This is a genomic window from Amycolatopsis sp. A1MSW2902, assembly GCF_017312175.1.
Classification (GTDB): domain Bacteria; phylum Actinomycetota; class Actinomycetes; order Mycobacteriales; family Pseudonocardiaceae; genus Amycolatopsis; species Amycolatopsis nivea.
Genome location: NZ_QJPO01000001.1, coordinates 4,689,335 through 4,702,058 on the forward strand (window position 1 = coordinate 4,689,335; position 12,724 = coordinate 4,702,058).

The 12,724-nt window shown below is 67.5% G+C and carries 15 protein-coding genes and 1 tRNA gene; 11 read left to right on the forward strand and 5 right to left on the reverse strand.

What is annotated here, in order from left to right:
• The first annotated feature begins 187 nt into the window (after positions 1 to 187).
• The 8 genes from DMP23_RS21350 to DMP23_RS21385 all read left to right on the forward strand — a co-directional run bounded on the left by DMP23_RS21350 (position 188) and on the right by DMP23_RS21385 (position 7,717).
• Positions 188 to 2,098, forward strand: coding sequence for a S53 family peptidase (locus DMP23_RS21350; protein WP_337822309.1), 1,911 nt, complete (start codon positions 188 to 190; stop codon positions 2,096 to 2,098).
• A 76-nt stretch (positions 2,099 to 2,174) separates the two neighbouring features.
• Complete coding sequence (locus DMP23_RS21355; RefSeq protein WP_337822310.1) at positions 2,175 to 3,011, forward strand: L,D-transpeptidase family protein; 837 nt, start codon at positions 2,175 to 2,177, stop codon at positions 3,009 to 3,011.
• A 24-nt stretch (positions 3,012 to 3,035) separates the two neighbouring features.
• On the forward strand, positions 3,036 to 3,776 hold the full coding sequence (locus tag DMP23_RS21360; RefSeq protein ID WP_337822311.1) for a hypothetical protein: 741 nt from the start codon (positions 3,036 to 3,038) through the stop codon (positions 3,774 to 3,776).
• 110 nt (positions 3,777 to 3,886) lie between these two features.
• Positions 3,887 to 5,002 carry a hypothetical protein gene (locus DMP23_RS21365; RefSeq protein WP_337822312.1) on the forward strand — a complete coding sequence of 372 codons (1,116 nt, stop codon included), beginning with the start codon at positions 3,887 to 3,889 and terminating at the stop codon, positions 5,000 to 5,002.
• Positions 4,999 to 5,487, forward strand: coding sequence for a cupin domain-containing protein (locus tag DMP23_RS21370; RefSeq protein WP_337822313.1), 489 nt, complete (start codon positions 4,999 to 5,001; stop codon positions 5,485 to 5,487). The genes DMP23_RS21365 and DMP23_RS21370 overlap by 4 nt, the downstream gene beginning before the upstream one ends.
• Before the next feature lie 103 nt (positions 5,488 to 5,590).
• Complete coding sequence (locus DMP23_RS21375; protein ID WP_337822314.1) at positions 5,591 to 5,773, forward strand: hypothetical protein; 183 nt, start codon at positions 5,591 to 5,593, stop codon at positions 5,771 to 5,773.
• A 116-nt stretch (positions 5,774 to 5,889) separates the two neighbouring features.
• Complete coding sequence (locus DMP23_RS21380) at positions 5,890 to 6,846, forward strand: 3-oxoacyl-[acyl-carrier-protein] synthase III C-terminal domain-containing protein (protein ID WP_337822315.1); 957 nt, start codon at positions 5,890 to 5,892, stop codon at positions 6,844 to 6,846.
• Between the two features lie 64 nt (positions 6,847 to 6,910).
• On the forward strand, positions 6,911 to 7,717 hold the full coding sequence (locus DMP23_RS21385; protein WP_337822316.1) for a helix-turn-helix domain-containing protein: 807 nt from the start codon (positions 6,911 to 6,913) through the stop codon (positions 7,715 to 7,717).
• Between the two features lie 291 nt (positions 7,718 to 8,008).
• Here DMP23_RS21385 and DMP23_RS21390 read toward each other — a convergent pair whose 3' ends face one another.
• Both DMP23_RS21390 and DMP23_RS21395 read right to left on the reverse strand, forming a co-directional pair.
• The gene (locus DMP23_RS21390; RefSeq protein WP_337822317.1) at positions 8,009 to 8,992 is read right to left on the reverse strand and encodes a tyrosine-type recombinase/integrase; all 984 of its coding nucleotides are present in this window, start codon (positions 8,990 to 8,992) and stop codon (positions 8,009 to 8,011) included.
• Positions 8,993 to 9,126: 134 nt separating this feature from the next.
• Positions 9,127 to 9,200 (reverse strand) — tRNA-Ile (locus DMP23_RS21395).
• Between the two features lie 156 nt (positions 9,201 to 9,356).
• On the opposite strand from DMP23_RS21395, the gene DMP23_RS21400 reads away from it, so the two are divergent.
• Positions 9,357 to 9,620, forward strand: coding sequence for a hypothetical protein (locus DMP23_RS21400; protein ID WP_037818445.1), 264 nt, complete (start codon positions 9,357 to 9,359; stop codon positions 9,618 to 9,620).
• A 14-nt stretch (positions 9,621 to 9,634) separates the two neighbouring features.
• On the opposite strand, the gene DMP23_RS21405 is transcribed toward DMP23_RS21400, so the two are convergent.
• A complete protein-coding gene (locus tag DMP23_RS21405) occupies positions 9,635 to 10,225 on the reverse strand; it encodes a TetR/AcrR family transcriptional regulator C-terminal ligand-binding domain-containing protein (RefSeq protein ID WP_037818446.1) in 591 nt (196 codons plus the stop codon).
• A gap of 45 nt (positions 10,226 to 10,270) precedes the next feature.
• Here DMP23_RS21405 and DMP23_RS21410 point away from each other — a divergent pair, with 45 nt between their 5' ends.
• Complete coding sequence (locus tag DMP23_RS21410; protein ID WP_158714559.1) at positions 10,271 to 10,720, forward strand: SRPBCC family protein; 450 nt, start codon at positions 10,271 to 10,273, stop codon at positions 10,718 to 10,720.
• Between the two features lie 42 nt (positions 10,721 to 10,762).
• Here DMP23_RS21410 and infA read toward each other — a convergent pair whose 3' ends face one another.
• Both infA and DMP23_RS21420 read right to left on the reverse strand, forming a co-directional pair.
• The gene (infA, locus tag DMP23_RS21415) at positions 10,763 to 10,984 is read right to left on the reverse strand and encodes a translation initiation factor IF-1 (protein WP_037818449.1); all 222 of its coding nucleotides are present in this window, start codon (positions 10,982 to 10,984) and stop codon (positions 10,763 to 10,765) included.
• Entirely contained in the window at positions 10,974 to 11,765 is a 792-nt protein-coding gene (locus tag DMP23_RS21420; protein ID WP_037818540.1) for a GNAT family N-acetyltransferase, read from the reverse strand. Before DMP23_RS21420 ends, infA begins: the two co-directional genes overlap by 11 nt.
• A gap of 459 nt (positions 11,766 to 12,224) precedes the next feature.
• Here DMP23_RS21420 and soxR point away from each other — a divergent pair, with 459 nt between their 5' ends.
• Complete coding sequence (gene soxR, locus DMP23_RS21425) at positions 12,225 to 12,686, forward strand: redox-sensitive transcriptional activator SoxR (RefSeq protein ID WP_037818450.1); 462 nt, start codon at positions 12,225 to 12,227, stop codon at positions 12,684 to 12,686.
• Positions 12,687 to 12,724: the final 38 nt, after the last annotated feature.

Consider the following 12,724-nt stretch of genomic DNA (forward strand, 5'->3'; position numbering starts at 1 on the left):
GAGCACCTCGTCATTCGCCGCTATCCTTTTGACTCCACCAAGAACACCTTCGGTTCCGTCCCGCCTGAACAGAAATCAATAAATCTCGCCGAGAATCGGCGACACCTTTCATCATTCGCTTCTCTTTCGCTCTGCGCCGTCGACCGGCGCGTATTTGTCATGCTCTGAATCGACAGTAAGGACACTCATGCGTTTTTCTCCGCCTACTGCGGTGTTCGCCGCGGCCCTGACGCTCGCGTCAGCCGTCGCGGCACCGGCAATCGCCGACGGAACACCGGACGGAAACGGCGATCGCAGCCCGATCGCCGGGAGCACTCCAGCGTGGGCAACACCGTCCGCGAAGGTCGCGGCGGCCGATGCGTCGACGGTTCGCCGCGTTCAGGTCGCACTGTCGCTGCGAGACGCTCGCGGCGTCGAACACCTGGCTGCCGCGGTATCGACGCCGGGCGCAGCTGAACGAGGCCGCTTCTTGACCGCTGCGCAGTTCACCGATCGGTTCGGCCCCACCGACGACACCGTCCGCAAGGTGCAGGACTGGCTGAAAAGCGTCGGACTGAAGGTCACGGGCACGAGTCCGAACAGGATGTTCGTCGACGCCGAAGGCAGCACCGGCGACCTGGAGCAAGCCTTCGGCACCCGTCTGGCCTCGTTCCGCAGCAAGGTCGGCGGTGCAGCCCGAACGCTGACCGCACCGGAAACTCCTGTCACGATTCCAAGCGCACTGCACGGAGCAGTGACGGCAGTGATCGGACTGGACGACAGCGGCAAGACGATCCGGCCTCAGCACACCGCTCCGCACGCCGCTGGCTCCGACCAGCACTGCGCTCGCTGGTGGGGCGAGCAGAACAACACCGACGTCCCGCAAAAATATCCCGCCGGTGCGCAGTCGAACTCGCTGTGCGGCTACAACGGCACCTCGTTGCGTGCCATGTACGGGCTCGGCACAGGCGAGCAGGGATCTGCCACCACCATCGGAATCGTTGGCGCCTACAACGGATCCTCCGTCGCCGAGGATGCCAACCGTGCCGCGAGCCAGGTCGGCGTGCCGCCGCTGAAACCCGGCCAGTACACCGCAGTTCTGCCGGACGGCGGGTTCACCGATCAGCAGCAGTGCAATCCGGATTCGTGGGCAGGCGAGCAAGCTCTCGACGTCCAGACGTCCCATTCGATCGCGCCGAACGCGAAAATCCGTTACTACGCGGCGAAAACCTGCCTCGGTGGCCTGTACGACGCTGTCACGAAAGCGGTGACCGAGAACTCCGCGGACGTCCTGTCGTTCTCCTGGGGCAATGCGGACGGCGAGCGGAACATGGCACCTGCCGTGCGGGACCAGTTCAACTCCATTGCCTTGCAGGCCGCGATCCAAGGTCAGTCGATCCTGGTTTCCACCGGCGACGCCGGCACGAACGCCGGGGTTACCGGGTCCGCAACCGCAAGCTTCCCCGCGTCCAGCCCCTGGGTGACCGCGGTCGGCGGCACCAGCGTCGGACTCGACCAGCAGAACAACCCCGTCGTCGTGACCGGGTGGGAAAACAGCGGTAATACCCTGTCCGGCGGAAAGTGGGTCCCGCAGCGCAACACCGACGGATCGTTCGCCGGAGGTGCTGGCGGCGGAACGTCCGCGCTCTACGGCACCCCGGATTGGCAGAACGGCGTCGTGCCCGCATCCTCGAGCCGTGGGCACCGTGCGGTGCCGGACATCGCAGCACTGGCCGACTCCTACACCGGTTTCCTGGTCGGACAGACGACGCGAGGACAGTTCGGCCTGTACTCCTTCGGCGGCACGTCGCTCGCTGCACCCATCCTCGCCGGGCTGTCTGCCGACGCACAGCAGGCACGCGGATCGCGAGGCGGGCTGCTGACGCCCGCGTTGTACGCCCTCCACAAGGGAATCAGGGACGTCACTCCCGCCAAGGCCGGCGTCTTCACCCCGTCGATGCACGGGCTCCCCGGGACCGGGGTGCCAGGCCAGCAGGGCCAGTACCTGGTCGACTTCGACGCCCGCCCGCAGACGCTGCAGAGCGGCCCGGGCTGGGACAACGTCACCGGCGTCGGCACGCCCGACCGCGGTTTCGTCGCGGCGCTGGCTGCGAAGTGAACCGGCGGTGCGGGCCCGGTCAGGGGGCTGGCCCGCACCGCTTCCCTTCCCGATCTCACCACGGAGGCCGATTCCCGTGCCTATCTCCCGGCGCACTCTCTTCGCGGTGGCGGGCGCGATCCTGTGCGGCCAACTGCTGGCGATGTACCTGAGCAACGTTCTCGTCGGTGTTCCTCCGGCGACCGACGACGGCTCGTCAGAAGCGGGCACGCGGACGGTGCCGATGATCGTGCCGCGAGCTGTCGCGCACCTCGATTCGCTCCCTCAGGCCACCACCTACGCCACACTCGCAGGCGCACCGACAGACGTGAACGAAGCCGACGCACCCGACGGGACTGTCGTGCATCCACAATGGCCCGTCCCGCTCTACCGAGCCCCAGGGGCAGCGCCATTCGCGATACTGCCGGTGCGAGAGATCAGCTCCGACACGTGGGTTCCCGTCGTGGCACGGGAGAACGGCTGGGTACAGGTCCTATTGCCCTCGCGCCCAAACGGATCAGTCGGCTGGCTGTCCACACAGGACACCGCATTGACTGTCAGCCGCACTCCCTTCCGGATCGACGTAGACCGGGCGACGTTCCGCCTGACGCTCACGCGCGACACCACGCTGGTCGGCACCTGGACGGTCGGCATCGGCAAGAAGTCCGCACCGACCCCGCCCGGCCGCACGTTCGTGATGGCGTCCCTCACCGACCCGAAACAGGCCTACAGCCCGGTGATCCTCCCGCTCGGCATCCACTCGACCAGCCACGAAACCTTCGGCGGCGGACCCGGAACGACCGGCATCCACACCTGGCCAGACCCCCGTGCGTACGGAACCGGCTCGAGCGACGGCTGCATCCGCGTCCCCGCCGACGCGCTGCAGCGCCTGGCCGCCGAGGTGCCGCTGGGCACTCCCGTCCTCATCCACTGAACACCCTGCACAAAGGAGCAGCAAATGCCCGCACTGTCACAACGCTTCATCCTCACCGCCAGCGTCGCGTTAGCAGGCGCAGGCGCCACTGCCATCGCGCTCGGAACCACCTCACTGACACAGAAATCTGCCGCGATCGCCGCGACGTCAAGTTCCAGCGCGTCCGGGATCACTGTCAGCGGCGGAGAAAAAGTCGGGCCAGCACCCTCGGTGTCCAGCAGCGGCAGCGTCAAAACCGGCGGAGGATCCGTCTCCTCCCCCAGTGGTGCCGTAGTCGCCAGCGGAATCAGCCTGCGCGCCGGTGCGGGCATCGCCGAGGCAACTGTCAGCAGCGTCCGAGTCGGCACCACCAGCGTCGGCCCGTTCTCGGCCACCTGCCGCAACGGCGTCACCACGGTCAAAGCCCCGACACGCTCCACCGGCAACCTCACCGTCACCCCCGGCGCGTCGGGCGGCCCGCACGCCACCGCCGCCACCATCACCGTGAAAACCCCCGGAGCACCGGCAATCAACGTCACTGTCGCGACAGTCTCCTGCGGCACCGGCACCCCGCCCACCGAACAGCCGCCCACCACGCACCCCGAGCCCACCGGAACGCCCGAGCCGACCGGCAAACCCACCCGGCCAGGCCACCGCCCGGCACCATCCGAACAACCCGGCCCCGGCGGCCAGCCCATCGACCGCGGGCAGGACCACGGCCACCCCGGATACCGGCCCGCGCCCTCCCCCACGCCGCGCCCCGGCCACCTGCCTGTCACCGGCTGACCCACCCGCTGTGGTCCGCCCCGCTCCCAACCGGGCGGACCACAGCACCGCCTTCATCGTGACGCCCTCCCCGTCACCCCGCACATCGAAACGCCTTCGGGAGGACACGCATGACCGCCACACAACCCGAAACACAGACCACCAGCGCAGACAGCACGCCACGCGCCATCCACTTCGTCGGCTCCCTGCCGCCGCAACTGGCACCAACTCCGCAAGCAGGCATGCAGTGGATGCTCGACCAGACCCGTGGCTACACCCTCGCCACGCTCCCCTGCGACGCCGACCCCCGATGGATCGTCGACTGGCTCTACGTCCTCGAGCAGGTCGAGGCCCTCGAACCCGTCCGCACCGGCGACGCCACCAGCTACGACGACTACCCCCGCTACCGCATCGCGCCCGGTCACCGCCTCGCTCCCGAAGACGTGTCCCTCCGCCGCGCCAGCCACACCGCCACCGTCATCGCCGCCCGCCGCTCCCTCGACAGCCCTGTCGAACTGCCTCCCGCGCAAGTCTCGATCCCGGGCCCGCTCGACCTGGCCTACATCTGTTTCGGCGCCCCGTTCCGCACCCTCGCCAACCTCGGCGTCCTCCGCCAGGCACTCCTGGACGACATCGACGACATCCACCGCCGATGGGGCGACGAGATCGTCTTCCAGCTTGAGACCCCGGCCACCCTCACCCTCCTCGACCGCGTGCCCCGCTCCATGCAATCCGCCGCAGCCGGGCTGCTGGCCGAACAGATCACCCGCATGATCCGCGACAGCCCCCGCGACGCGACCTGGATCGTCCACCTCTGCCACGGCGACCTCAACCACGAACCGCTGGTCACCCCGCCGACCCTCGCCCTCGCCGTCCGCGTCATCCGAGCCCTCCACCGCCAGCTGACCCAGCTCCGGCTGCCCATCCCTCGCATGCACATCCCCATGTGCACCGGAACTAGTGCACCCTCCACCAACGCTGCCTACTACCGCGCCCTCCGCCGACTCCCCGACGACGTCGAGATCATCGCCGGACTCGTTGACGAACACCACAAACCCGAATCAGCCCGAGCCCTCGAACTCGCCGAGAACGCCCTCGGACGCCCCATCACCAGCGTCGCCGCAGCGTGCGGCCACGGCCGCCGCACTCCGGAAGACGCCGAAGCCAACACCGCGCTCGCCCGCAACCTCGCCAACACACCTCACCGCCGGTTCGCACACCATCACAAGGCCGGGAGGACGGCATGACCGCGCCGATATTCGCCGTGCATTGCCGCCCCCGTGGTGCCGAGACCCGACCGTTGCCCGATGGAGGTCTGACCACCCATATTCTCTACGCACCAACAGTTCCGGTCGAGAGGATGTCCGCGACGCGGGTCCTTCTTCCGGGCGGCCGCATCCTGCCGCCACAACGGCATCGCACAGCCGAGAGCGCCTTGGTCATGCTCAGCGGGTACGCCGCTGTCCTGTCCGGCCCGACCATGGCCGCAGCTCTGCCTGCAATAGGCGACCTCATCTATATTCCCGTCGGAGTGCCTTACGCCGTAGTCAACCTCAGTCGTAATGCCGCCGTCCTGCTGCTAGCGATCACCACGGACCCGGACTTCGACGTCGGAACAGTCGCGGCCGATGAGCATTCGAACACTGTCGCGGATCGCGCCGTCGCCCTGCGTGCAGAACACCTCGAGCGGATCACCCAGCGCCGGGCGAGCAACCCACGCCGACGCCGCTGACAACAACAGCCGCTCCCACAACCGGCACACTCTGCCCCGCCCTCCCCTCCCTCCAGCGCTGACAAACGTGCCGCCAGCGCAATAGCCCGCTACGGAGGAAGCCGTGCGGACCCTGATCCTGCGTGCCGCCCGCGAACTTCTCACCGCTCAATCCCAGCCCGGCCTGCCGCCTGTCAGCCTTGACGAAGTCGCGGCCCAGGCAGGCATCACCCGCAGTCAACTTCGCGCCTACTACACCTCGATGGCCGCAATCGAAGCCGACCTGCGCGCAGAGGAACGCTCATGAGGTGGCCATCGCTCCACGTCCGAGGCATCGGCGCAGCCCTCGGCGAACTTGTACCCGTAGATCAAGGCCATCCCACTGGACAGCAATCCATCTCAGTCGCACAGCGCACGACAGGCATGGATCTTGCTGTTCAAGCGGGCACTGCCGCGCTCTCCGCATTGGCGCAGTTCACCAACGGGCCGCTCCCTGTACCCGAGCTGCATCTGCACAGCGCCATCTGGCGCGGCAGCCGCGGCATCGACTTCTGGTCGCGCGCCAGCTACATCCGCGCCAAGCTCGGTCTGCCCGCCGGTCCTGGCATCACCGCAGAGCTCAACGCGATGTCGAATTCGCTCGTCGGCGGCATCGACCTCGGTGCACGCATCCTCACCGGCAGCCACGACATCCACCACCTCATGCTCACCGGCGGAGAAGTGTTCGGCCCGCCAGCTTTCGACCACCTCACCGCCGACCACGGCATCGCATACGGGGACGGCGGTTCAGCACTCATCCTCGGCGACCGCCCCGGACTTGCGCGGGTCCTGGCCACCGCGTCCTACTCGGACCCCAGTCTGGAACAGCTCCACCGCGGACAACATCGATTCCTTCCCGCCGGAACCACCGAATCCGGTCCGGAACGCGTCCGAGAACGCAAACTCCAGTACGTCACTGCGGTCGGTACGGACTCGATCAGGACCCGCAATGCCCGAGGCATCCGCGCGGTCATGGACCGTGCGCTGACCGACGCACGCGTGCCGCTCGATCAGCTGGTTTGGACTCTCCTGCCGCACTATGGACGCCACCTGCTCGACACCCACTGTCTCCGCCCGCTCGGCATCCCCGCTGAACGCACGCTGCACGACGTCGGCAGTCAATGGGGACACCTAGGTCCCAATGATCAGATCGTCGGTCTCACACACCTGCTCGCACGAGACGCGGTCCAGCCTGACGACCACGTCGCCCTCGTCGGTGTAGGCGTCGGCATGACCTGGACCGCAGCGATTATTCGAATCGAACGCGTACCCAGTTCAGTCCGAGCGCAAGCGCCCCCGCTCAGAACGCCCTGGCGGAGGGAAATTCCTCAATCCGCCTAACCCAGCTGTGTGCGGCAACAGCACAGTCGCGCGCAGTCCAAACGCGACCGCGAGCAGGCAAGCCATGAGCATCGAAGCAATCAACTGGGCGCTTAAGCACGCCCGTATCCCCGTGGATCGGCGTGACTCGTCCAGCCTCGCCGTCGTCTTGATCGGCCTGGCCAATCACGCCGACCCGGACAGTCGCAACGCGTTCCCGTCTCTGACCACCCTCGCCGGATACACCCGTCTCTCTGAACGCTCGGTCCGCTACGCCCTCCGAGGTTTGGAGAAGCTCGGCCTGATCGTTCCGGCCGACCCCCGAATCGTCGCTGCCCACGTACAGCGCGCCGACCGTCAGCCCAACGGCTACGACCTGCGCATGACGACGCCAGAGCGGATCGACAGCCCCGACCGGGCCGCAGGCGACGAATACCAAGCCTCCAGCCAGGGGCAGGCACTGCCTCCCGCAGAACAGCGCGGGCGGCAAAACGGGACCGAACGGGCGGCAAACAATGGCCCGGCGAGGGGCAAGCCCTGCCGCCAAACCATCCATGAACCGTCAATAAACCATCCGGTCCCGCGCGAGGCGATCCGCATTCCACCGCCCTGCGGCCAGTGCGACGCACGCCCCGGAGACCCGATAGCCACACGCTCCACCACCGACCACAACGGCGACGTCCGACGCTGTCCGAACTGCCACCCAGCCGAAATACTGCGCACCACAAGCGAAACCTATTCGAATGGCGAGCCGGTCGCCCTTCCCTCACGGCATCTGCTTCGCCCGCGAAGCAGGCCTTCGAGTCGCGCGGACGTCAACGCCGTCGATCACGTCGCTTGCCCCTCCCCAGCCTCTTCCGCACCGACTGGAGGGCCAGATGGGCAGCCATAAAACAGAGAACCAAAGACTGACCCCTGCTCAACGATCCATGCGAGCGCGCGCTGCCGCGCACGTGTCCTGGTCGCGTACCACCGACCGAGCAGCACGGACCGCGCCGGCGCGGAAAGCCGCGCTCGATCGATTCGAGCGGATGGTGGATCCAGAAGGCGTCATGGACGACGCAACGCGGCAGAAGCAAGCACTGGCCGCCAAACGCGCATACTTCCAACGGCTGGCCTACCGCAGCTCTCGGGCACGCGGACGCACTCACCGAGCCCAGCAAGACGGCCGGAACGCCGACGGCTAGAGCAGCGCCCCAACCAGGTTCAGCTTGCGGTGCGCTGCCTGCGCCCGTTCATCCGCCGCGGAGGCCCCGTAGCGTTCGAGCATCTGGCGGCTGCGCCAGCCCGCGATCCGCATGATCGCCTCGTCGCTCATGCCCGCCAGCTTGCACCGGTGCGCCCACGTGTGCCGGAAGAGGTGCGGGAACACCGGGCCGATGCCTGCTTGCTCAGCTCGACGGTCCAGCATCGACCTGATGCCCCACTCGTTCAGCGCGCCATAGCGGCCGAGCCAGGCTGCCACTGTGCGCCTGCCGTACCGGTGACGTACGCGAGCGCGGAAGTAGCGCCGGAGCGCTTCCGCGGTCGCCGGGTTGAAGGGCACGTCGCGCACGCGACGCCCTTTCCCCATAACACGGACGACGTCGACGTCGAAATCAAAGCTGCCGCGCTCCTGCTCTGCTGGATTCGCCACCGTCAGCAGCGACAGTTCGCCGATCCGGACTCCGCAGTCGATCAGTACCAGAATGATCGCCCGGTCCCGGAGTTCGGCAAAACCTTTCCCTTTCGTAGTGGCCAGCAGCGCCTTCAGCTCATTTTCACGCAAGACAGTCGGCGGATTGTCCGGAACGTGCGGGACCTCCATTTTGTAGAACGGCGACAACTCGACAATCTCTTCCACATCGTCGAGCCAGCGCCAGAACTGCTGAAGGTGTCGGTACTGCTTTGCGATGTAACTGTGCGACAGCGACTCGCCAGTTCGGAAATTCGGCCGTTGACGAAGATATTCGAAATACCGCTCCAGCTCTCGACGACCCACCTCGGGAGCCACCATCGAGATGCTTTCGTCGTCGAGGTAGTTGACCAGCATGGCCACGCTGTCGAGGTAGGCGTCGATGGTGGAGTCGGCGCGGTTCTTGGCCCTCAGGTGCGTTCTCCAGTCCGAGACAAGCTCCCGGATGTCATCGGGCTCGAGCACCTCTAGCGGTGCCTCAACGGCGGTCATGAAAACAGGCTTACTCGAACAATCCCTTGGGTTACCAGCGCTGTGCTCGTCTCCAGCGCCTCCGCGAGGCCTCGCTTCAAGATCGTTTTCGAGGCTGTTTTCGCAGGTCAGACCCTATAAAAGGGGAGGCAGAGTGGGCCGGGTCGGGCTCGAACCGACGGCCAAGGGATTATGAGTCCCCTGCTCTAACCAACTGAGCTACCGGCCCCTGGGTTCGCTTCCGCAGGTCGATCCCCCCAGTTCACGTCAACTTAGCACAGGCCCCGCGCGGGCCGGGGGCGTAGGCCGATCGGGTCGAGACCGCTCGCGGGGGCCTCGGGGTCGCCTAGATTGCTGGGGGTCGGGTCCCGAGAGGAGAACCGCCATGCGCAACCTGGGACGGGTTCCGCTCGCGCTGCTCGACGCGCTCGCTGCCGGGCTCGGGCTGGGTTATCTCGCCCGCGACTATCGCGACGCGCTGGTCTCGCACGGGCCGGTGGTGTCGGTCGCCGCGGTCGTCGGGATTGCGGTAATCGTGGTGGCATTTCGGGGATACCGCGTGCTTCGCAGTGCGAACACGCGCCTGGAAGCGATAATCGCGGACGAGTTGGCCCGGCGTAAGCCGTCGCCTCGGCCGAGGCGACGATAGGCCGCGTGGGGAAATTACCTGCCCAGTTCGACAATGGCGGCGTACAGGCCGGGCGCGAGAGCGTCGGCCAGGCCGCCGGGCGGGACTGGTTCGCGCAGAAGGTGCAGCCAGGCGAAAACCGAACCGAGCAGCATCGCGTGCACGACTGACATCTCAGGGCGCCGGGCCAGTTCGCCGCGGGCGATCGCGCGGTCGAGCACTTCGGTCAGGTAAGCCCGTTCTCGCACCAAAAACAACTCGCCCAGCCGGGCGGTGGGTGCGTCTTCGGCGCGGAGGTCGGCGAGCAGGCCAGGCAAGGCGTTGCGTACTTGCGGTCCGTCCAAAGCGGACTGAATGTCGGCGAGAACGCCTGCTACATCGCCGCGCAAGGTGCCGGTGTCGGGCGGCGCCGCGAGGGCGTCGTCGTGCACGACCGCGGCGAAGACGAGTTCTGCCTTGGACTTCCAGCGCCGGTAGAGCGCCGCCTTGCCGACGCCGGCGCGCGCGGCGATCGCGTCGACCGTGCACCGCTGATAGCCGACTTCCTCCAGCAGTTCGTTGACCGCGGCTCGCACCGCCGCGTCGATCCCCTGCTCCCGCGGCCGTCCGCGCCGGTTGTGCGTCATGGAGCACAGTTTACGAGACTGCCAGTTCCGTATATGTTCGGGGGCATGACCTGGGACAAAACCTCCACCCGCACCCTCGCCGTCGACCCGGCCGCGTTGTGGGACGTCCTCGCCGACGTCGAGAACTGGCCGCGCTGGGACCCGGACGTCGCGCGCGTCGTCCTGCACGGGCCGGTCGCGACGGGATCGACCGGATTCCTTTACCCCAGCGGCGGATTCCGCGGCGGCGTGCACGCGAAAATCGCGAAGGACTTCACTTTTACGAGCTGGCGGCCCGGCCACGAGTACACGCTCCGCCAGCCGGTTCCGCTCGGGACGATGGACCTCCGGCTGAGCGTCGCGGCCGTCCTCGACGGGGCCGAGCTGACCCAGCGCATTGTCCTCGACACGCCTCTGCGCGCGGTCATGGTGCGGATCATCGGCGCCGACATCGTGGCGAACTTCGGCCGGAAATGCGACGCGCTGACCCGGCTCGCCGCCGCGAAAACGGGCTGACCGCCCTTGCGGTCCCGGCGGGAACCGCAAGGGCGGACCGGACTAGTTCCGGTACCGGAACAGGATCCGGCCCCGGTCGAGGTCGTACGGGCTCAGCTCCACCAAAACCCGGTCGAACGGGACGATCTTGATGAAGTTCTTCCTGATCTTGCCGCTGATGTGGGCCAGCACGTGGTGCCCGTTCGCCAGCTCGACGGTGAACCGGGCGTCGCGCAGGCACTCGACCACGGTTCCCTCGACTTCGATCCCGCCCTTACCGGCCATTGCGCATCAACTCCACCGTGCTGTTCGCCCGCCGCGCGCCGATGCCCTCGAACAGCGCCGTCGCCGCTTCGTTGGCCTCATTCACTTCGGCGGAGGCCGTCGGGATTCCTGCTCGGTGCAGGATGCCGAGCGTGTTCAGCAGCAACCCGCGTGCGATGCCGCGGCGTTGCCGATCCGCGCGGACGGCGATGAGCCCGATCCGGGGCAGGCGCGTCACCTGAACCACCCGGAGCAGACCCACGTACTCGCCGTCCTCGACAGCGACGGCGTACTTCGACGGATCCACAATCGTGTCGTCAGCCAGTCGAGGCAGCACCTCGGCCGGCATCTCCGACCAGCCCACGCTCGCCTCGACCTCGGCGCGGACGACGCGGTCGAGCTCGCGCAGCGGACCCTCGTCGGCGGATCCTGCGGGCACGACCGTGACGCCCGGCGGCAGCACGACCGGCCCGGTGACGTGCGGATCCGTGGGCACGACGTACTCCCACTCGCGCCGCCGGACTGTCAGCCCGGCCCGTTGCCAGCCCTCCAGCAGTTCGCGGTCGGTTTCGTCGACCACGGTATGGAGCGGGTCCGGCAGCGCGGCCAGCATCTCGCGGGCCAGCTGGTCGAAGACTGAGCGATGCCAGGCGTCGACGCTGAGGAAGACCCGTCCGTCGGGCCGGGTGGTGGCTTCGGCGCGACCGGCCAGCCTGCCGTCGTCCAACGCCTGCCAGAGTCCCGGTTCGACCCGGGTGATGCTCACCGCGGGTTCGCCCGCGGTGAAACGCACAGTGTCCATGATGGTCACCTTTCGGAGTGCCTTTGCTCAAGGCGCTCCTGGCAACCCCTACGTCAGTCGCCCGACCGTGACGACACGGGGAGCACCCACATCGAAACAGCGTTCATGGGGCTCACCTCCTGGCGTCGAGTCACGGTCGGGCGAACGATAACCGCGCGCTGCGGGCCTCGTCCACCGAATTAAATTCTCCTCAGCCGATCCGCAGCACCCCCTTGCCGCGACCGTGTCCGGCGGCGCACAGATCGAGCAGCTCCCGCAGCCGCGGGACAGCGGACCCCGCAATCGTTTGCGCGAGGCTGCGATTTCCCGTCCAGCACCACGGACACAGCACGTCGGCCCCATGCTCAGGGTCGCAATCGGCACAAAATTCCCTTCCCGCGCAATCGCCGCCTTCCGCCCGGCGGTGCTTACAGTGGACTTCATCAAGCGGACTTGAGGTCAAGCACGGAAAGGGCTGCCATGCCCCAGATCACGCGCGAGGTCGTCTGGCTGAAGCCGGGACAGATCGCCGAACGCGCCGGTGTGAGCGTCCCGACGCTGCACTACTACGAGAGCCGCGGACTCATCGCGAGCAGGCGCACGAGCGGCAACCGGCGCGAGTACCGGCGCGACACGCTGCGCATGATCGCCTTCATCCGGACCGCGCAGCGCGTCGGCGTGTCGCTGGAGGAGATCAAGGACGCGCTCGCCGAACTGCCGGACCGGCGCATCCCCACCAAACGCGACTGGGCGCGCATCTCCCGCCGCTGGCACGACCGCCTCACCGAGCGGATCGAGGAGCTCACCGCGCTGCGCGACCGGTTCTCCGACTGCATCGGCTGCGGGTGCCTGTCGCTGAAATCCTGTCCGTACTCGAATCCGGACGACGTTCTCGGGCAGGGCGGGACCGGGGCGCGCCGGTTCCCTGGCTTCGGGTCGTGAGGGCCACCCTGGGGGAATCTGATTCCCTCAGGGTGGCC

What these genes read in the sequence shown, in the direction of transcription:
- DMP23_RS21400 (WP_037818445.1), top strand. Translation starts at nt 9,357, where the DNA reads ATGCGCAACCTGGGACGGGTTCCGCTCGCGCTGCTCGACGCGCTCGCT.
- DMP23_RS21385 (WP_337822316.1), top strand. Translation starts at nt 6,911, where the DNA reads ATGAGCATCGAAGCAATCAACTGGGCGCTTAAGCACGCCCGTATCCCC.
- DMP23_RS21390 (WP_337822317.1), bottom strand. Translation starts at nt 8,992, where the DNA reads ATGACCGCCGTTGAGGCACCGCTAGAGGTGCTCGAGCCCGATGACATC.
- DMP23_RS21365 (WP_337822312.1), top strand. Translation starts at nt 3,887, where the DNA reads ATGACCGCCACACAACCCGAAACACAGACCACCAGCGCAGACAGCACG.
- soxR (WP_037818450.1), top strand. Translation starts at nt 12,225, where the DNA reads ATGCCCCAGATCACGCGCGAGGTCGTCTGGCTGAAGCCGGGACAGATC.
- DMP23_RS21360 (WP_337822311.1), top strand. Translation starts at nt 3,036, where the DNA reads ATGCCCGCACTGTCACAACGCTTCATCCTCACCGCCAGCGTCGCGTTA.
- DMP23_RS21410 (WP_158714559.1), top strand. Translation starts at nt 10,271, where the DNA reads ATGACCTGGGACAAAACCTCCACCCGCACCCTCGCCGTCGACCCGGCC.
- DMP23_RS21420 (WP_037818540.1), bottom strand. Translation starts at nt 11,765, where the DNA reads ATGGACACTGTGCGTTTCACCGCGGGCGAACCCGCGGTGAGCATCACC.
- DMP23_RS21380 (WP_337822315.1), top strand. Translation starts at nt 5,890, where the DNA reads ATGGATCTTGCTGTTCAAGCGGGCACTGCCGCGCTCTCCGCATTGGCG.
- DMP23_RS21405 (WP_037818446.1), bottom strand. Translation starts at nt 10,225, where the DNA reads ATGACGCACAACCGGCGCGGACGGCCGCGGGAGCAGGGGATCGACGCG.
- DMP23_RS21350 (WP_337822309.1), top strand. Translation starts at nt 188, where the DNA reads ATGCGTTTTTCTCCGCCTACTGCGGTGTTCGCCGCGGCCCTGACGCTC.
- DMP23_RS21370 (WP_337822313.1), top strand. Translation starts at nt 4,999, where the DNA reads ATGACCGCGCCGATATTCGCCGTGCATTGCCGCCCCCGTGGTGCCGAG.
- infA (WP_037818449.1), bottom strand. Translation starts at nt 10,984, where the DNA reads ATGGCCGGTAAGGGCGGGATCGAAGTCGAGGGAACCGTGGTCGAGTGC.